Genomic DNA, 17,635 nt, shown 5'->3' on the forward strand with positions numbered 1-17,635 from the left:
TTCTTCCAGCAGGTGATCGCGGCAGCCAGGCAGAGGAACCCGAGGAAGTTGTAGCCGTTGCGTTCGTAGCGGATGGTGAGACGGCGGTAGCCACCGAGCCAGGCCAGGGTTCTCTCGACTTTCCACCGGTGCCGGCCGAGGCGTTCGGTACTGTCCACACCACGGCGGGCGATCCGCACCGCGATCCCGTGCCGGCGCAGGAAACGCCGTCGTTCCGGCTGGTCGTAGGCCTTGTCCGCACGCAGCGTGGCCGGGTGGCGCCGCCGCGGGCCACGGCGGGAACGGATCGCCGGGATGCTGGCCACCAGCGGGACGAAGGCCCCGCTGTCGTGCGGGTTCGCCGGGGAGACCGCCACGACCAGCGGCAGCCCGCCCGCGTCGGTCAGGACATGGATCTTCGAGCCCGGTTTGCCGCGGTCGACCGGGTTCGGACCGGTCAGGCTTCCCCTTTTTTTGCCCGCAGGCTGGCCGCGTCCACGATCGCCGATGACCACCGGAGCGGCCACACGAGACACGCTCTATGTGCAGGTGCTGGCCCGGTTGACCAGCGGGCTGCACTTTCAGCGCCGGGATCTTCCCGCGGAGCCGGCCGCGGGCCAGCTCCGCCAGATACTCGGGGTTCCGCTCCCCGGCGATCATCTTCTCCAGGATCGCCCGGCCGGAGACTCCCAGCGGCTGGGAGGCGACGCTGGTGAGTTTCACCCCGGCGTCCTGCATCAGCTTCTCCAGCCGCTGGACCTCGCGGGTCTTCTCCTCCACGACCGTGCGCCGCGCCCGGGTGAGGTCGCGCAGGTCCCGGAACGGCTTCGGGGGAACGAACGACGGCCGGACCAGGCCGTGYGCGACGAGGTCCGCAAGCCACGCGGCGTCGGCCACATCCGTTTTCCGGCCTGGTACGTTACGGACATGCGCGGCGTTGAGAAGCCAGCATTCGAACTGGTCTTCCAGCAGGCGGAAGACAGGTTTCCAGTAAACCCCTGTTGATTCCATTCCCACGACCGTGACCTTGTTCTGGGCCAGCCAGTCCGCGAGGAGACCTAACGAACCCCCGGTCGTGGTGAACGTGCGGACCTCGACTTTCGGATGCGCCGGGATAAACCGGCCTTAGGATAAGGAGTAGCGATCCACGACGACCCCGAGCCATGTGGCTGCTTCCGCAAGGGGGCGGCTGAAGCGTTGGTAGGGGCACGTGTAGRCCAGGCTATTGAGCCGCGAAATGAGAAGACCGGGTGCGCCGACGTGGTCGAAAGCACGGAAGGCAACACCGTCGCGAGCGCTAGACGCGAGTTCGGGACGGGCCCCGCGCGGTCGGAGAACCATGGCATGYACGGAATCCTCAGGCACGAGAACCGGGAGATCCCGTACCCGCCCGTCGGTGTGATGGCCGGCGGGCCGTCCAGGGAACGCCAAGGCGGTAATCCTGGGATGCACGGGTGCGGGAGGTCAGACACGCCCATAGTACCTGTGAACCAGCCGAACAGAGCCGCGAGAGTGGTTGCGGAGGCGGGGGAGGAAAGGGCGTGGCCAAGGGGAACACGGCCAGCGAAACACGTTCCGGACGCAGAGCCGGGTCAGGCGTGTCAAACCCGTTGGTCCGTGTGCGCCAAGCCGCAYGGCGGGACAGGAAGATGCGGTTCACCGCGCTGCTCCACCATGTTGATCTGGCTCGCCTGGAGGCGGCGTTCCGGGCGGTTCGCCCGAAGGCCGCGCCGGGCGTGGATGGGGTGACGTGGGAGGAGTACGAGCAGGACCTCCAGTGCAACCTGGTCGGCCTGCACGACCGGATCCACTCGGGGCGCTACCGGGCGAGTCCCTCGCGGAGGGTGTACATCGCGAAGGCGGACGGGCGGCGGCGGCCGCTCGGCATTGCCACGCTGGAAGACAAGATAGTCCAGCGGGCCGTCGTCGAGGTGCTCAACGCGGTCTTCGAGGAGGACTTCGTCAACTTCTCGTACGGGTTCCGGCCCGGGCGTAGCCAGCACATGGCGCTCGACGCGCTCGCGGTCGGTATCCAGCGGAAGAGGGTGAACTGGGTTCTTGATCTTGATATTAAGGAGTTCTTTTCGAGCCTCAACCATCAGTGGCTCGTCAGGTTCCTTGAGTACCGGATCGCGGACAAACGGCTCCTGCGCCTCATCGAGAAGTGGTTGCGTGCGGGAGTGGTAGAAAACGGCGAGTGGGCGGAGACGACGGTCGGATCACCGCAGGGGGCTTCGGCGTCGCCGTTGCTCGCTAACGTGTACCTGCACCACGTCTTCGACCTGTGGGCGCAGTGGTGGCGGAATCACAATGCGCACGGAGATGTCATAGTCGTACGTTTTGCCGATGACGCGATCGTCGGGTTTCAGGCCGAGGACGACGCGCGGCGGTTCCTTGCTGATCTCCGTGAGAGGTTCGCGAAGTTCGGCTTGGAGTTGCACCCTGACAAGACCCGGTTGATCGAGTTCGGGTGGTTCGCCGCCGTGAACCGGTCGCGCCGTGGGGAGGGCAAGCCCGAGACGTTCAGCTTCCTGGGCTTCACGCACCTGTGTGCGACGGGGAAGAAGGGCTTCTTCTGGGTGAGGCGTGTCACGGACAAGCGGCGTATGGCGGCGAATCTCCGGGAGATCAACACCGAGGCGAAGCGGCGCCGTCACCAGCCCATCCCCGATCAGGGGCAGTGGTTGCGCAGCTTTGACGCCACTACCCAAGGCAGGAGCCCAGCGCGGTAGTTCCGCTCGCTGGGATCTGTGCGGGGGCCGCCCGTAAGGGCGGTCCCCACCGCGATCGGTTTTCTTGCCCGGACTGGATCCGCACCGCCGCGGCCACCGTGTCCCGATGAACGTCGAGCCCCGCGCAGCGCGGGAACACAACCTCCACCCCTACCTCCCTTCCCAACCAGGAAACACCCTCCAAGGTGCGTTACCCGGGGAAGCCTGAACACGGAAACTGAGGAACGCGCTCACGGCAGCAGGAACAAGTGCCCCAGGCCTCCGCCGCCATACTCAAACACGGGCTCGTCCGCACCAGAGACAGCCGACGTCGACCGGGCAACGCCCCACCATCATCCCAGACACGGCCCGGCACCCAGCAAACAGCCCACCGCAGCCCCATCGAATTCTCAGACAAAATCATCCTGTGGCTATCCGACGTTCCACAGCCGCACGGTGCGCTCGTTGCCGCCGCTGGCCAGCGGTGTGCCCGTCCGGGCGAAACGCCCCCGACAACACCCCGTCGGTGCGTACGAGTGGCGGGCGGCACCCTGGAGCGTCTTCCAGGCCAGGCGAGCAGCCCGGTCAACGGTTCGGGAACCGGGTCACCCAACGGCGCTGCCAGGGGGTCTCGACGGCCCGGTGGTGATGGTGTTCCCGGGTCCAGGCGACAGCGTCCGGTGGGTCCAGTCCGGCCAGAACGGCGAGGCAGGCAAGGACGGTGCCGGTGCGGCCGACGCCGCCCCCGCAGGCGACTTCGACCGCCGTGCCGGCCCGTGCCTGCTCGTGCAGCGCCCGGATGTGCCGGGCGGCCTGGTCCTGGTCACGGGGACAGGAGGAAGTCGGGCCAGTCGATCCACGTGCGCRGCCAGTCCAGCTCCCCGTCGTGGCGGCGGCGAAGACGGCTGGTTCCCAGGTAGAGGCCGAAGTCAGGCACCGGTCCCCTCGGTAGCGGGCGGCGCAGACCGCGGCCGCGTACCCGGCAGCCGTCCGGAAGCCGCAGKGCCCGCACGAGCGGCGGGCCGCTCACCGGGCCACGCCTGCGACCTGCCCGGCTGATCGAGAACTCCACATCTGGCCCTCCGTCTGTCCGTCGCATCCCGCCACCCCGCCACCCCGCCACCCCGCCACCCCGCCACCGTCAACCATCCTGACACAGAGCGGTTCGACCAGGACGAGGCACGCAGCTGACCGGCACCGGCTGCAAAAGGCAAAGGCAAGGAGGTTGCCCGCTCCTTGCATCCGACCCTACCCGAGCTGGAATACCCGAATCGGCGGATCCGGATCACGAAACCGGGCAGACTGGTGCCTTCACCGCCAGCCGRTCGAAGAACACGGGCCGGTAGATAGMGGAACGCTGGAAGAGCCCCTACGCAAAAATCTGACAGGCTCTCACTGCTACATCAGGCTGGAAATCCTCGCCAAATCCGACCCGGCCGGCGACGGACTCACACGACACGCACAAGATAGCCGTGATACCACGACCACTCACCGCATAACCTGAACACGGAGGATCGCGCAGGGACGATCTTCTAACACCACACCAGCGGACGTGACCCGAACATCGATCGGGAGAGGAATCCGATGACGCGCAAGCACCTCGTCAGCACAGCAGCGAGCGCTGCACTTGCCGCCGGGCTGGCCCTGACCGGCGCAGCACCGGCCCGGGCAACTACCGCCCACGTCGCCCGCAGCGTGGCCACTCCCGACTCCCGCGCCTCCTACCGGCTGTGGACCCAGCGCGGATACGGGTACGCCGACGTTACCAAGACCTGGTCTGCCCAAAAGGGCTACCCGGGCTTCTACCATGGCACCGTCTCAGGCTGGGTCTACCATTACCACGCTCCCGCCAACCGCAAGGTCGCGGTGCAGGTGAGCGCCGACGGCCGTGTTTTTCCCCCGGAGGGCGCGACATCGAGCTACCGGTACTTYTCCGTCAAGTACGCCTACACCAAGCGGGTTCTGGTCCGCGCCTGCCTGTACCGCTCCGGCGCCAAGGGCGTGTCCTTCTGCGGCCCCTGGAAGTGACCAGCGGGCATTCCCCGTTGGCCGCCGTCAACTCCGCGCTCCGCGCGTCCTGCGACGCGCTGCCCGCGGCCAGGTGCGCGATCCACACCGGCCAGGTGAACCCGGGACAGGACGCCCGGGCGTGGAGTGGGTAGGCCTGTTGAGGTGGACGGGCGGGCCTCGCGTCCTCCTGCCCGACGATTAGCGTTAGCGTCGTTGTGCCTGCTCAGGGGCGGATGCGCCGGCTGGCCGCGAGGAGCGCCAGCGCCGCGACCTGCACGGCGGCGGTGACGGCGATGAGGGCGGGGATGGACAGGTCGTAGAGCGCGCCGGCCAACGCGCCGCCGCCGGCGGTGGTCGCGCCGACCACGCCGGCGAAGACGCCGTAGGCGCTGGCCCGGCGGGCGGGCGGGACGAGGTCGGCGACGGTGGCCCGCAGGGTGGATTCCTGCACGCCGATGGCCGCTCCCCACACCAGCGTCCCGGCGACGGCCAGCGCGGGGGTGTTGGTGAACGCCAGCGCCGGGACGGCGGCGGCCAGCGGCGGCAGCACGGCGAGCACACCGGGGCCGTGGCGGTCGTAGGCCCAGCCGGTCGCGAGCGCGGCGAGGGCGTCGACGCCCATGGCCGCGGCGTACACGACAGGCACCGCGGCCACCGGCAGCAGGCCACGGGTGACCGCGTGGAAGGACAACACGCCGAACGTCGCCAGCCCGGTGGTGGTCGCGGCCGTGAACCCGGCATACGTCCAGAACGCCCGGGGTAGTCGGGCCCGGGGCGCGGCGGCCGGGGCCGGGCCGGTACGGGGGACGGGCACGGCCGGCGGCTCGTCCGGCTCGTAGCCGGCCGGGTCGGGCACGCGGGCCCGCAGCCAGAGCAGAACAGCAAGGACACCCAGGCCGGGCAGGGCCAGGACGCCGAGCGCCGGGCCGTAGCCGGCGCCGGAGGCGAGCACCGCGGCGACGAGCAGCGGCCCGGCCAGCGCGCCGAGCTGGTCCATCGCCTCGTGCACGGCGAACCCGCGGCCCCGGCCGGTGGCGGCGGTCGCGTGGGAGAGCAGCGCATCCTTGGCCGGGCTGCGAACCGCCTTCCCGACCCGTTCGGCGATCACCAACAGGCCGGCCGCCCACAGCACGCCGGTCACGCCGAGCAGGGGCACGGCGGCGACGGTCAGCGTGTAACCGGCGATCGTCCACGCCCAGAACCGGCCGGTGCGCTCCGCCAGCGGCCCGCAGACCAGCCGGGGCAGCAGCGCCGCGGCCTCGCCCACCCCGGTGACGACACCGACCACGACCGCCGACGCGCCGAGGGAGGCCAACAGCGGCCCGGTGACCGACCGGGCGCCTTCGTAGACGACGTCCGCCAGCATGCTGACCACGCCGAAGACCAGGACAAACCGCCACGGCCGTAGCCTGACCGCGGCGGCGGGCGCTGTGCTCGTGCCGTGCGCCGGTCGGATCATCCCCACACCGCCCGCGCCAGGGCCGCGCCGAGAGCGGCGGCGCCGAACGCGGCGAGCACACTGCCGGCGACGTTGGCCGCGGCCAGCAGCCGGGCGCCGTCCTCGGCCAGCCGCAGCGTTTCGTAGGAGAACGTCGAGTAGGTGCTCAACGCCCCGCACAGCCCGGTCCCCACCAGCGACACCACCTGCTCCGACGCCACCCACGCCGGCGGCGCGCCCGCGCCCGCGGCGCCGGCGACCAGGCCGAGGAGCAGACTGGCCGTGACGTTGACGGTGAACGTACCCCAGGGAAAGACCGTGTCGTGTCGGGTCTGCACCGCCCGGTCGGTCAGATAGCGCAGCGGCGCACCGGCCGCGGCCCCGGCGATCACCAGCAGCCAGTTCACCGACTCGCCTCCCGGCCGACGTAGCGGATCACTTCGACCTCGTCGAGGATGACCAGCCCCTCGGTGACGAGTTCATCGAGTTGCGGGAGGAAGGCCCGTACCCGTTGCTCGTCATCGACGATGACCACCGCCACCGGCAGGTCCTCGCTCAGCGACAGCAGCCGGGCGGTGTGCACGATCGAGGATGCGCCGAACCCCTCCACGCCCCGGAACACGCTCGCCCCGGCCAGCCCGGCGCGGTGCGCCCGGTGCACGATCTCGCTGGCCAGCGGCCGGTGATGCCACACGTCGCTCTCCCCGACGAACACCGTCAGCCGCAACGCCCGGCCGCTCAACCTCATCACGCCCGCCTTCCCGCGACCCGTCGCGTCCTCGCCACGAACCATCGCATCGCAGCCGCCGCCGCCCACACCGCGCCCAGCGCGGCGAGGACGCTCAGCACCAGGTACGCCAGTGCCAGCCCGGTCCGCCCGCCGTCCACCAGCCGCTGCGCRTCGAGCGCATACGTGGAGAAGGTGGTGAACCCSCCCAGCACCCCGGTGCCCAGGAACGGGCGGACCAGCGGATGCACCGTCCGCACGTCGGTGATCAGCACCATCAGCACACCGATCGCCGCGCAACCGGCCGTGTTCACCGCCCAGGTGGTCCACGGGAACGTGYCCGGCATCGTCGGCCACACCAGCGACGCCCCGTACCGGGCACATGCCCCCACCGCCCCACCGGCCGATATCACCGCCAGCAGCAGGACCGCGACCGGCGCGTGACGAAGCTGCCGGCGCCGCACCGGGACAGGCCCATCACCATCAGGGTCGGTGCCATCAGGGTCGGTCGGTGCACCGACCGTCTGCTCGGTGTCGTCCACGCCCGCCCCCTACCTGCGCGACACCCGGGCCAGCCAGGCATGACTTGTCACAGGTAGGGACCGTTGGCGGCGCGCTGCCGCGGTTCGGGTCCGGCGGGCCCCACCGCCGCGCGGTGACCGAAAGCCGCCGCCGTCACACCATACCGGCTTCACTGCCACCGGTTCACCGCCACCGGTTCACCGCCACCGGTTCACCGCTACCGCCGGACGTCGTCAGCCCCCACCAGGATGCCGGCAGCCGCCAGGCCGGGCGGGTGCCGGCCTGCCCGGCCTGGCGTGCTCAGGCGGCAGACAGGAGTTCCCCGATGAGTTTTTCGACGCGGGCGCGGATGTCGTCGCGGATGGGTCGGACGGCGTCGAGATCCTGGCCGGCGGGGTCGTCGAGTGCCCAGTCCTCGTAGCGGATGCCGGGGAAGACGGGGCAGGTGTCGCCGCAGCCCATGGTGATGACGACGTCAGAGGCCTCGACGGCGTCAACGGTGAGGATTTTCGGGGTTTCGGCGGTGATGTCGATGCCGACCTCGGCCATCGCGGCGGCGGCGACGGGGTTGATCCGGTCGGCGGGTATGGAGCCGGCAGAGCGGACCTCGATCTTCCCGGCGGCGAGACGGGTCAGCCAGCCGGCGGCCATCTGGGAACGGCCGGCGTTGTGGACGCAGACGAACAGCACCGAGGGCTTCGCAGACACGACGGTGTCCTTTCCGGTCGGGTTGCCCAGGTCGATCACGAGACACCTCCAGGAAGACGTGAAGGGGCGGCGCCGTTGGGTGCCACGGCGCTGTCCGGGTGGGTGAGCAGCACCCCGGCGGCCTGCGCCGGGCCGGCGGGAGTCGGCGGGTAGAGCAGCCGCACCAGCCCGTAGCCGACCGCGCCGCCCACCGCCTGGGCGGCGATGAACGCGGGCACCGAGGCGGGGGCGATCCCGGCGAAGGTGTCGGAGAACATCCGCCCGATGCTGATCGCCGGATTCGCGAAGCTGGTGGAACTGGTGAACCAGTAGGCCGCGCCGATGTAGGCGCCGACCGCGGCCGGTGCCCGCTCACCCCGCCCGGACCGCACCAGCGCGAAGATCAGCAGGATGAGGCCGGCGGTCGCGACGACCTCGGCGAGCAGATGCGCCCCGGACGCCCGGTGATGCGTGGAGATCGACACCGCCGACCGGTCGAATATCAGGTTCGCCAGCACCGCCCCGGCGACGCAGCCGAGGATCTGGGCGGGCAGGTAGGCGACGGCGTCCCGCCACGACAGCCCCCCAAACGCGGCGTCAACCACCGTGACCACCGGGTTGACATGCGCCCCGGACACCGGCCCAACCATCAGAATGATCGCGTAGAGGCCGGCGGCGGTCGCCGCGGCGTTCTCGACCAGCTGCAGGCCTGTCTGGTCCGGGCTGAGCTGCGCCGCGGCGATCCCCGACCCGACAACCAACGCGGCGAGCAGCATGGCGCCCAGCGCTTCGGCGGCCAACCGCCGCACCAGCGGCGGCCGGCCCTCCCCGTTGTCTGTCACCGTTCGCTCTCAGTGACCGGTGCCGGCGGTGGCCGGCTCGATCGTCACCGCCGGCACCGTGGGAGCGCACACCGGCCCACAGTCACACGCCGACCCGGGAGCACCCCCGGCCCCCGGTTCCACGGTGCGCAGCTGCGGGCCCGCGCCCTCGGCGATATCGGCGAGCACCGTGTAGATCTCCCAYGGCGCACCGTCCGGATCATCCACCCACACCTTGTCCTGCAGCGCGTAGCAGCAGGCGGTGTTCTCCTCCACCGCCGTCACCAGCCCCGCCTCCCGCAGCCGGCTGGCGGCGGCCGAGACCTCCTGCGAGGTCTCGATCTCCACCCCGAGATGGTTCAACGCCCCCGCCACCCCCGCGCCGCGGGCGTCCGGGTTCTCGATCAGCACCAGCTTCAACGGCGGCACGTCGACGGCGAAGTTCGCATATCCCGCCCGCCGCTTCGCCGGCCCGACCCCGAACAGCGTCGTGTAGAACTCCACCGCCGCGTCCACGTCCGAGACGTTCAACGCCAACTGCACCCTGGCCATCCAGCCCACCCCTTACATCGACACCCATCTATGTTCTTGCGGGCCGAGGATGACCGCAAACATAGACGTCTGTCAATGGCTGGGGCATGTCGGCGGCACGGCGACCGCCTCCCCACCGGCGGGCCTCCCGGTCGTCGACCCGGTCATCACCCCCGCGGCGGCCGGCCCGCCCGGTCTCGCCGGGACGATCTTCGCGTGCCGCGCTCCACTCGCCCGCGCCCCGCTGTGCGCCGACCGGGGCCGGCGACCGTTACGCCGGCCCGCGCACCGGCGAAGTCGTCGCCTTTCCGGATAATCCTCACGGTGAGCCTGAATCGCAAAGGCCATGAATCGCAAAGGCCCTGAATCACGAAGACGCTGAATCGCGAAGACGCTGAATCGCGCAGACCGAGAGAAGACCGAGACTCAAGAGCCCGCCGCTGTCGGGACGTCAGGGMAGATCGTACCGCGCTTCGGGAGTATCAGGTCGACCAGGTAACGCTCGACAGCCTGGCGGACGCAGCCACTGTCCTGGAAGTAGGCGGTGTGCGTGTAGGAGCGCCATGTCAACAGCACGCTGTTGGCGAGTTGACGGGCGAGGGACACAGCCCCGGAGTAGGGCGTTGCCGGGTCGCCGGTGCTGCCGACGAGGAGAATCGGCGCAGCGCCGGTGGCGTGGAACGGTCCGGTGTAGCGGGAGGCAGCCTTAACCGGCCAGACCACACAGGCAAGGGCACCGAGACCAGAAAGCAAGCCGAAATGGGGACTCTCGCGGTTGAGTTCGTCAGCAAGTCGCTGGTAGGCGCCCACGGTCGGGAAGACCTTGTCGGCGCAGGTGATGGCCGTATGCGCGGCGATGGCCGTATGCGCGACATCGGCGCTGGTGGAGGTGCTGTACGGCAAGGGGAGGATGGCCCCGATCGGGTCCTGCGCTGCGAAGGAGAGCAGCTTGGAACCGTCGTTGTTGTCGTCGGCCAGTGCCAATGCTTCCGCGAGCCGCGGCCACATGGCATGGGAGTACAGCGCGGACCGGACCCCGATCATGGCGGTCACCCAGTTGAGCGTGYGGGCGGCGCCGGTGTCCTTACCGCCGGCCGGGATCGGCTTCTCGATGAGCCGTTCGACCAGGCGGTCGAAGGCGCCGGCCGGGTCGCCGTGGCCGAAGCCACAGTTGGGCCGGGCCTTGCAGTCGGCGAGGAATGCGCCCAGCGCGGTCTCGAAGCCCTGCGCCATTCGGCGTAGGTCCTCCTGCGGTTGGTTCATCCACACGTTCGGATCTTCTACGCCGTCCAGCACCAGCGCCCGGATCCGGGTCGGGAACATGCTGGCGTAGGTGGCGCCCAGCACGGTGCCGTRGGATCCCCCGTAAGAGGTGATCTTGTCMTCGCCGAGCGCGGCTCGCAGCAGATCAAGATCCCGGGCCGCGGCCTCGGTCGACAGATACGGCAGTTCAGCGCCGCTGAACCGTACACAGCCCTGCGCCCACTGACGCCTGTCGTCAACCAGCTCCTGGTACACGTCGTCATCCTCACTCCCAGCGCGGGAAGCGCGGGAGTCGATCGCGAACGGGGAGGTGGCGGCCGGCGGATCATTATCCTGCCCGCTGCTGCAACGGACCGGCGCGCTCCCACCGACACCCCGCTGGTCGAACCCGAYGATGTCGAAACGGTCGCGCAACGACGCGCCGAAGAAGCCCAGCCAGTCGCGGATGAACCCGACTCCCGACTGGCCCGGCCCACCGGCCAGYATCACCAGCGAGCCGATCCGCCGGTGTGGCTGGCGAGCCGGAGCACGGATCAACGCCAGGTTGATCGTGCCTGCGGCAGGCCTGGCGTGGTCCAACGGAACGGGCAGAGTCGCGCACTCCAACCCGTTCTCACACGGTTTCCAGGTTAGCTTTGTCCGGGTGGCCGCGGCGGCGGACCCAGACAAGCCCGACCCTGATATACCGGTCAGCAGCGGCAGGCTTACCGCAAGCACGGCAGCAAGGAATGGGCGTGGTATACGGGCTGATCGGGACGGGCGCATCTGGCCTCCGCTCTCCGGTTCGGTCGAGTGCGTGGCGCTTGCGCCCACCTGCCAGCATGAGCATGCATATAGGCCTCGTTCCAGGAACTCGCCCTCACCCGGCCGGGTGGCGTCAGCGAGCTTTACCGCCGGAAATGTCGCGCAGCCCGTACCCGAGGTAGGTGAGCGAGCGTCTGCCGAACCCTCCCGGCTCCCCTTTTCGTCTTCTCGCCGTGACGGCGGCGGCCACGACCCGCCCRCGGGCGCCAAGACGGGTGTTGGCCGCGGTGGAGCCGCCGGGCCGGTGGCTGCCCCGTCCCCTCGTTACCGTCGCACGGCATGCCGTCGGGTGCGACCGGGGACTGACACATCGTGGTTCCTCACCAGCTCACCCTGGCCTGGCGCCGTGACGATCGGCGCTAGATCGTGACCGACTGCCACTCCCGCGGCCCTCACGGACCCGGCCGAGGCGACATCCGTCGTGCTCGCCCCATCCGGGCCGGACCAGCTCACGGGCGGAGATCCAACAGGCGCACCGGCTGACCCGCCCACCGGTCCGGCGCCGCCGTCGCGATCACCGCGCCCTCGGGACGCTCCGGGGCGGGCTCGGCCGCGTACCGCACGTGCGCCGGCGCCCACCCGGTATCACGGGCCACCGCGAGCGCGGCCGCCAGGTCCAGCTCCACGATCGTCACCGCGGGCAGCGCGGCGATGTGCTCGGCGGTCCCCGGCCGGGCCCGGTCCGCCTCCACCAGCGCACACGCCGGCGCGTACAGAAAGTGCCTCGGCCCGGTGTGAGCGCGTTGGATCAGCCGGGAGGCCAGCACGTTGCCGTAGCCGGCCGAGACCATCGCGGTCTCGTCCAGCACCACATGCAGCGCGTCGCTCACCGTCCCAACGCCCGTGCCAGCCGCCGGTCCAGCTCGGCGTCGGCCTGCGCGGCCTCCTCCTCCGTCGGGTCGTAACCACTCCACTCCCGCAGCACCGCCCGCGCCCGCTCGGCGCGCTCAGCCCGCTCCGCTGGCGTCAGCAGCGTGCTCGCCAACCGGGCCAGATACGCCCGCAACGACAGCCCCTCCGCCGCCGCCACCTCAGCCAGCCGATCCCGCGCCTCCGCCGGAATCCGCACATTCGCATCCGCCATGGACAGCCTCCTTTCACCCACCCCACAGGATACGGGTACGTTCGCGTACCCGTATCGAACCCCGGCTACCTGGTAGCGGCGGCCAGCCAGATCAGGGGCGCAGAACTGCCAGCCCGGCCAGCATTTTCGCTGTGATGATCGCGTTGGTGACGACAGTGAGGCAGCGGGCCTGGTCGGTCTGCTGCTCGGGCCCGGAAAGCCGCTACCCTCAAGGCCGTTATCCTCTGCTGCAACCGACCGGAGCGGGGGAAACGATCTTCACCTACGAGTTCGCCACGGTGGAATGGTTGTGGGACCAGGGGTCCATCCGGGTCAACATGCCCCGGGGTAAGGAGCGGATGTTCCCCGGCAGCTACGACGAGCTGGTCACGGTACTGTCCGACCTCGGCGGCCAGGGCTGGGACGTGGCCACGTGCGCGGCCACCGGGAACTGGCTGTTCTGGACGCTGCGGCGGCAACGCTGATGTCGGGCTGAATGGGACGGGGGTTGACGTGGCGAACCTGCGCGGCTCGCCAGCCGTGCCCGCGGCGGCGGGTCAGCAGAAGGCGACCATCTCGCGTAGCCACTCGCCCAGCTTGGCGATTTCGGTGGCCGACGCGGTGCCCAGCGGTGTGGACCGGGTGAACCGTTGGGTGGATACCGCCGTGATCTCCTCGGTGCGCGCCCAGCTCGGCCGGTCCAGGCCGGACTCGGGCGAGTCGATGCGCACGTGATGGTCCAGGCCCCGGTCCCGCGCGGTCAGGGGCACCACGAGGGCCATGTCGATCGGGAACCGGCAGTGCGTCGCCGAGCCGACCACCACGGCCGGGCGCGGGCCGCCCTGCTCGTGCCCGATCGGCTGACCGAAGTCCACCAGCCACACCTGCCAGGACGCGAGTCTCAGCGCCCGGCTCACCGGTGGTACTCCGGATACTCCTCACGTGCATCCGGCAGGCCGTCGCCGGCCGCGTCGTCGGTCAGCCGCGCCTCGGCCCGGTAGCTGGCCCACTCCTCGGGGTCGGCGCGCAGCTCCTCGTACCGCCGCATGATGCGGCTGATCTTGTGTTCCTTGACCAGGCGCCGGACCGCCTCGCCCAGCGGCACGCCATGGAAGTCCCGCTCGGCGATCTCCGCCAGTTCGTCGCGTAGCCCGCTGTCCAGCTGCATAGATGTCGTAGCCATACACTCCAGTGTGGCACGTGCTATGGACCAAGCTATGGCCATGGGTCGAGCTGCGGCCGTAGACCGACTCGGTCGTGGTCAAGGACGCTGGCCGCTTCGTGCTGTGGGTCGCCCATGTCGCCCGTGCTCGGCGCGATGGTGCCTACGGGGCTCGATGCCCGGCCGCAGGTCCCCGGCCGCACCAGCCTGATCGGGCACGGTTCGGATCGCCGTTCCCCGCGCCAGACATACGCTCGGACGAACGTTGACGTCGTCAAGCGTCGCCCGCGCCCGACCGGCCGATGCGCACCCGGCCGGCATTCCGGGTGACGTGCACCTGCTGTGACCAGCCACGTGCCCTGACCACTCACGTGCCCTGACTATCGGACCGGCTTCGGACAGAACGACGTATCGAGCTCCTGACCCGGGGAGGGACGGGGCCGCCGGCAGGACCACGCGGCACAGGGAAACRGTGGTCCGATCGGAACACGTCACCGGATGTTGCTTTCGTATACCTCATGACACACACAGTAAACACTACCCTTACGTTAGGGTTGAATGGTGTCGGTGCGTGATCGCCCACGAGGCCGGCGATCGAGCAGCGTCACCGGCGCCGGATGTCCACGGAAAACGGATGTTCGGTGGGAAAGGAACGTCCGGAGGAAAGGGACCACACCGCATGACCGATCAGCACCCACCGTTCGCCAGGTCTCCCCGCCGGGTCCCCCACCAGCGAAGCCCCACAGCGGAGCCGATACCCGTACCCACACCCAGGGCCGGCACGCTGGCCGCGGCCTTCGATCCTCACCGCAACAACCTCAACGCGCTGCGTCTCATCCTGGCCGGCGCGGTGCTCGTGTCCCACTCATGGCTGTTCGTCCGGGGAGAACCGGACCCGTTGACACGTCTGCCCGGTGCCCCCGACCTCGGCACGTTCGCCGTGGACGGCTTCTTCCTCCTCAGCGGCTTCCTGATCATCCGTAGCCACCTGCGGGCACCATCCACCGCCCGTTTCCTCTGGCACCGGTTCCTGCGGGTCGTGCCCGCCTTCTGGGTCTGCCTCGCGCTGACCGCCGTCGCGATCGGTCCACTGCTGTGGCGCCTGAACCGGGGCACCACCGCCGGCTACCCCTGGACCGGCCATGACTCGGCGGTCCGCTACCTGCTCGTCAACGCGGCGCTGAAGATGAACCAGTTCAACATCGGCGACCTACGCGCCGGGCAGGCCGTGGACGGCCCCCTGCACACCCTGTTCTTCGAAGCGCTGTGCTACCTGATGGTCGGCGTTTTCGGCACGGTGGGGATCCTGCGCCGCCGCCRCGGGCTCGTCCTCACCCTCGCCGTCGGCGGGTGGCTGCTCGCCGTCGGCGGGGCGCTCCTCGGCGCCAACCGGCTCACCGACTCCCACATCCTGAAGTACACGGCCGTCTTCCTCATCGGGGCGGCGATGTTCCTCTACGCCGACCGCATCCCGCGCAGCCGGGCCCTACTCATCGCCGCCGCCGCCCTGCTCGCCGCGGGCCTGCTCATCCCCCACGCCTACCGGCCCCTCGCCCTGGCCCCGCTGGCCTACCTGCTGCTGTACGCCGGAACCGGACGGGGGCTGTCGCGGGTGGGGGCGCGCCGCGATCTGTCCTACGGCATCTACGTCTACGCCTGGCCGCTGCAACTGCTCCTGCTCGAAGCCGGGGTCGATGCGGGTATCGGTACGGGTGCCGTCGTCGTGCACATCGCGGCCTCCCTCGCYGTCACCTCCCTCGCCGCCCTCGCAAGCTGGTATGYCATCGAAGCACCCGCCCTTGCGCTGAAATCCTGGCAACCGCCGTCGCCAAGACGTTCGACGGACGCGGGTGCGGCGCACCTGTTCGTCCCGCGGAGCCGTTGACCCCCCGCAAAGGCCGACGCAACGCCCTACCCCACAGATGGATCTTCTAAGTAGCAGATCGTCCGGGTCGACGCAGCGGCCGAAGGATCCACGGTCGTGATCGATCCGGTGCCGGCGGTCCAGGCGGCGGCACCGGCCGGCGGTGCCCACGAGCGACTCGCCGCGGCTGGTGCCGCCGGGCTGGTGCTGCTCAGCAGCGGCAGCACCGGCACCCCGAAGGCGATCTTGCACAACCTAGACGCGATCATGGAAGACAAGCTCGGGAAACGGGCGCGCACCGGCGGTCGGCCCGCCAACATCCTCATGTTCCTGCTGTTCGACCACATCGGCGGCATCAACTCGCTACTCGGCGCGCTGCGCGCGGGCAACACCGCGATCGTGCCGCGGCAGCGGACGCCGGAGGAGATCTGCGCGCTGATCGAGCGATACCGGATCCGGTTGCTGCCCACCAGCCCGACCTTCCTGAACCTGATCCTCATCGGCGGCTAGGGTGAGTCCCCCTGCGTGGTGTAGATCGGGATCGGCTGGTCCTACGACTCCGAGGTGTTCTCCGGGGACCGGTTCTTCCTCTGCGGGGACGCCGCCTGCTTCACCGACCCGTTGTTCTCCCAGGGCGTCCACCTGGCCACCCAGTCCGCCGTCTCGGCGGCCGCCGCGATCGATCGGATCATCGCGCACGAGGACGAACTGGACGCCGTCCACCAGTGGTACGGGCGCAGCTACCGGGAAACCTACGAGCAGTACCACGAGTTCCTGGCGTCGTTCTACACGTTCGCCTCGTTCACCGAGCCGGAGTCGGAGTTCTGGCTGCGCCGCCGGATCAGCGAGTCGGACGACGACCGGCTGAACCGCAAACGATGGTTCGAACGGCTGGCCGCGGGCGACGACGACACCGACACAGCCCGGTCGGTCGCGGGCTTCCGGGACCGTGCCGCCACGATGATCTCCATCGGTCGGCACAAGCGCATGGATCTCAGCGACGAGTTCAGCGACGACGAACTCAACGGCGCGCGGGTCCGCTGGATCACCCACCTGACCAAGCAGCTGAACCGCATCACCTGGCTGCGCTGGAACGGCGACGAGGTCCTGCTGCGGCCRTACTACAAGGTCGAGCCGCTGAGTTTCCGGCTGGAACGCAAGCTGGTGATCGGGAACGAGCTGGGCCAGGACATGATCAAATATCCGTTGGAGGAAGAACACTGGCTCGTCTTCGAGGAACTCCTCAAGGACCGGGTCGGTTACCGGGCCCTGATCCGGCAGCTTGGTGACGCCGGAAGGCAGGATGTGAGCAGCCAGATCGTCATCCGACTGATGGAGACGGGTCTGCTGACCGGTTTCGACAAGAACGACAACCGGGTCCACATCCAGGACCGCCTGCGCTTCGACGGCGTGGGCACCGACTACGAGGTGTGAGCATGGAGCCAGCGGACGGCATGGAGCCAGCGGGCGGCGGCGAGCCGGCGGTGACGTATGTCTTCATCGCCGGCATCGGGAACTCGGGGCCGGAGCACTGGCAGTACATGTGGTACAAGCGGGCCGGCAACGGGGTCTGGGTGGACCACGAGTCCTGGGACAACCCGGTGCGCGACGCCTGGGTGAAGGACCTCGACGACGTGCTCACGGCGATCGACGGGCCGAAGATCCTGATCGCGCACAGCCTCGGCTGCACGCTGGTCACCGAATGGGCGTGCGAGCATGCCGACGACGCCATCACCGGGGCCTTCCTGGTGGCGGTGCCGGACGTGGGCGGGCCGCGGTTCCCGACCGGCGCGGTCGGGTTCGGCCCGCCGCGACACGACCCGTTGCCCTTCCCGACCGTCATTGTCGCCAGCGAGAACGACCCGTACGGCTCGCTGGCGCATTCCGTGGCGGCCGCCGGGAGGCTCGGCGCCCGACTGGTCAACGTCGGCTCGCGGGGCCACCTCAACGCGGACTCCGGGCTGGCGGACTGGCCGGCGGGCTGGTCCGTCTTCCGTGACCACTTCGCGGGCTGACCGCACGCCGGCTGTAACGGCATCGGCCGTAACGGCAT

Annotated in this window: 19 protein-coding genes and 3 pseudogenes; 7 read left to right on the forward strand and 15 right to left on the reverse strand. The window is 69.8% G+C overall.

Going from position 1 to position 17,635, the window contains the following annotated elements:
• Together Manayef4_RS04585 and Manayef4_RS22405 are read right to left on the reverse strand one after the other, a co-directional pair.
• Positions 1 to 499: pseudogene (locus Manayef4_RS04585) on the reverse strand (IS5 family transposase); the annotation flags it as partial.
• 62 nt (positions 500 to 561) lie between these two features.
• Positions 562 to 1,074: pseudogene (locus Manayef4_RS22405) on the reverse strand (transposase); the annotation flags it as partial.
• 554 nt (positions 1,075 to 1,628) lie between these two features.
• Here Manayef4_RS22405 and ltrA point away from each other — a divergent pair.
• Positions 1,629 to 2,711 (forward strand): group II intron reverse transcriptase/maturase, encoded by a 1,083-nt coding sequence (gene ltrA / locus Manayef4_RS04590; protein WP_236707345.1) that lies wholly within the window; start codon positions 1,629 to 1,631, stop codon positions 2,709 to 2,711.
• Between the two features lie 564 nt (positions 2,712 to 3,275).
• Here ltrA and Manayef4_RS26545 read toward each other — a convergent pair.
• Positions 3,276 to 3,720: pseudogene (locus Manayef4_RS26545) on the reverse strand (protein-tyrosine phosphatase family protein).
• A gap of 554 nt (positions 3,721 to 4,274) precedes the next feature.
• On the opposite strand from Manayef4_RS26545, the gene Manayef4_RS04600 reads away from it, so the two are divergent.
• Entirely contained in the window at positions 4,275 to 4,718 is a 444-nt protein-coding gene (locus tag Manayef4_RS04600) for a hypothetical protein (RefSeq protein ID WP_011436734.1), read from the forward strand.
• A gap of 205 nt (positions 4,719 to 4,923) precedes the next feature.
• Here Manayef4_RS04600 and Manayef4_RS04605 read toward each other — a convergent pair whose 3' ends face one another.
• The 10 genes from Manayef4_RS04605 to Manayef4_RS04650 form a co-directional block, all read right to left on the reverse strand.
• A complete protein-coding gene (locus Manayef4_RS04605; protein ID WP_023840326.1) occupies positions 4,924 to 6,159 on the reverse strand; it encodes an MFS transporter in 1,236 nt (411 codons plus the stop codon).
• Positions 6,156 to 6,545, reverse strand: a complete 390-nt coding sequence (locus tag Manayef4_RS04610; protein WP_011436736.1) for a CrcB family protein — start codon at positions 6,543 to 6,545, stop codon at positions 6,156 to 6,158. The genes Manayef4_RS04605 and Manayef4_RS04610 overlap by 4 nt, the downstream gene beginning before the upstream one ends.
• Entirely contained in the window at positions 6,542 to 6,889 is a 348-nt protein-coding gene (locus tag Manayef4_RS04615; protein ID WP_035733534.1) for a DUF190 domain-containing protein, read from the reverse strand. Before Manayef4_RS04615 ends, Manayef4_RS04610 begins: the two co-directional genes overlap by 4 nt.
• Complete coding sequence (locus tag Manayef4_RS04620; RefSeq protein WP_070130759.1) at positions 6,886 to 7,407, reverse strand: CrcB family protein; 522 nt, start codon at positions 7,405 to 7,407, stop codon at positions 6,886 to 6,888. The genes Manayef4_RS04615 and Manayef4_RS04620 overlap by 4 nt, the downstream gene beginning before the upstream one ends.
• Positions 7,408 to 7,687: 280 nt before the next feature.
• A complete protein-coding gene (locus tag Manayef4_RS04625; RefSeq protein WP_035959142.1) occupies positions 7,688 to 8,095 on the reverse strand; it encodes an arsenate reductase ArsC in 408 nt (135 codons plus the stop codon).
• Between the two features lie 35 nt (positions 8,096 to 8,130).
• Positions 8,131 to 8,916 carry an MIP/aquaporin family protein gene (locus tag Manayef4_RS04630; protein WP_011436740.1) on the reverse strand — a complete coding sequence of 262 codons (786 nt, stop codon included), beginning with the start codon at positions 8,914 to 8,916 and terminating at the stop codon, positions 8,131 to 8,133.
• A 9-nt stretch (positions 8,917 to 8,925) separates the two neighbouring features.
• On the reverse strand, positions 8,926 to 9,447 hold the full coding sequence (locus Manayef4_RS04635) for an ArsI/CadI family heavy metal resistance metalloenzyme (RefSeq protein WP_070130760.1): 522 nt from the start codon (positions 9,445 to 9,447) through the stop codon (positions 8,926 to 8,928).
• Positions 9,448 to 9,852: 405 nt separating this feature from the next.
• Complete coding sequence (locus Manayef4_RS04640) at positions 9,853 to 11,295, reverse strand: alpha/beta hydrolase (protein WP_175443321.1); 1,443 nt, start codon at positions 11,293 to 11,295, stop codon at positions 9,853 to 9,855.
• A gap of 647 nt (positions 11,296 to 11,942) precedes the next feature.
• A complete protein-coding gene (locus Manayef4_RS04645; protein WP_175443322.1) occupies positions 11,943 to 12,323 on the reverse strand; it encodes a hypothetical protein in 381 nt (126 codons plus the stop codon).
• Positions 12,320 to 12,577, reverse strand: a complete 258-nt coding sequence (locus Manayef4_RS04650) for a hypothetical protein (protein WP_023840322.1) — start codon at positions 12,575 to 12,577, stop codon at positions 12,320 to 12,322. Before Manayef4_RS04650 ends, Manayef4_RS04645 begins: the two co-directional genes overlap by 4 nt.
• A gap of 146 nt (positions 12,578 to 12,723) precedes the next feature.
• Between Manayef4_RS04650 and Manayef4_RS04655 the strand changes: the two genes are divergently transcribed.
• Positions 12,724 to 13,041, forward strand: a complete 318-nt coding sequence (locus Manayef4_RS04655; protein WP_198031033.1) for a hypothetical protein — start codon at positions 12,724 to 12,726, stop codon at positions 13,039 to 13,041.
• Positions 13,042 to 13,113: 72 nt separating this feature from the next.
• On the opposite strand, the gene Manayef4_RS04660 is transcribed toward Manayef4_RS04655, so the two are convergent.
• Both Manayef4_RS04660 and Manayef4_RS04665 read right to left on the reverse strand, forming a co-directional pair.
• Complete coding sequence (locus Manayef4_RS04660) at positions 13,114 to 13,473, reverse strand: type II toxin-antitoxin system PemK/MazF family toxin (protein WP_011436748.1); 360 nt, start codon at positions 13,471 to 13,473, stop codon at positions 13,114 to 13,116.
• A complete protein-coding gene (locus tag Manayef4_RS04665) occupies positions 13,470 to 13,739 on the reverse strand; it encodes a hypothetical protein (protein ID WP_035733467.1) in 270 nt (89 codons plus the stop codon). Before Manayef4_RS04665 ends, Manayef4_RS04660 begins: the two co-directional genes overlap by 4 nt.
• Positions 13,740 to 14,397: 658 nt before the next feature.
• On the opposite strand from Manayef4_RS04665, the gene Manayef4_RS04670 reads away from it, so the two are divergent.
• The 4 genes from Manayef4_RS04670 (at position 14,398) to Manayef4_RS04685 (ending at position 17,597) form a co-directional block, all read left to right on the forward strand.
• A complete protein-coding gene (locus Manayef4_RS04670) occupies positions 14,398 to 15,603 on the forward strand; it encodes an acyltransferase (protein WP_070130761.1) in 1,206 nt (401 codons plus the stop codon).
• A 96-nt stretch (positions 15,604 to 15,699) separates the two neighbouring features.
• Positions 15,700 to 16,092, forward strand: coding sequence for an AMP-binding protein (locus Manayef4_RS23860; protein WP_011436751.1), 393 nt, complete (start codon positions 15,700 to 15,702; stop codon positions 16,090 to 16,092).
• A gap of 54 nt (positions 16,093 to 16,146) precedes the next feature.
• Complete coding sequence (locus Manayef4_RS04680) at positions 16,147 to 17,016, forward strand: tryptophan 7-halogenase (RefSeq protein ID WP_051868948.1); 870 nt, start codon at positions 16,147 to 16,149, stop codon at positions 17,014 to 17,016.
• Between the two features lie 2 nt (positions 17,017 to 17,018).
• Positions 17,019 to 17,597: an alpha/beta fold hydrolase gene (locus Manayef4_RS04685; protein WP_023840319.1), complete on the forward strand. Its 579-nt coding sequence runs from the start codon at positions 17,019 to 17,021 to the stop codon at positions 17,595 to 17,597.
• Positions 17,598 to 17,635 lie beyond the last annotated feature (38 nt).

This window comes from Frankia sp. CgMI4 (assembly GCF_001756285.1).
Classification (GTDB): Bacteria; Actinomycetota; Actinomycetes; order Frankiales; family Frankiaceae; genus Frankia; species Frankia casuarinae.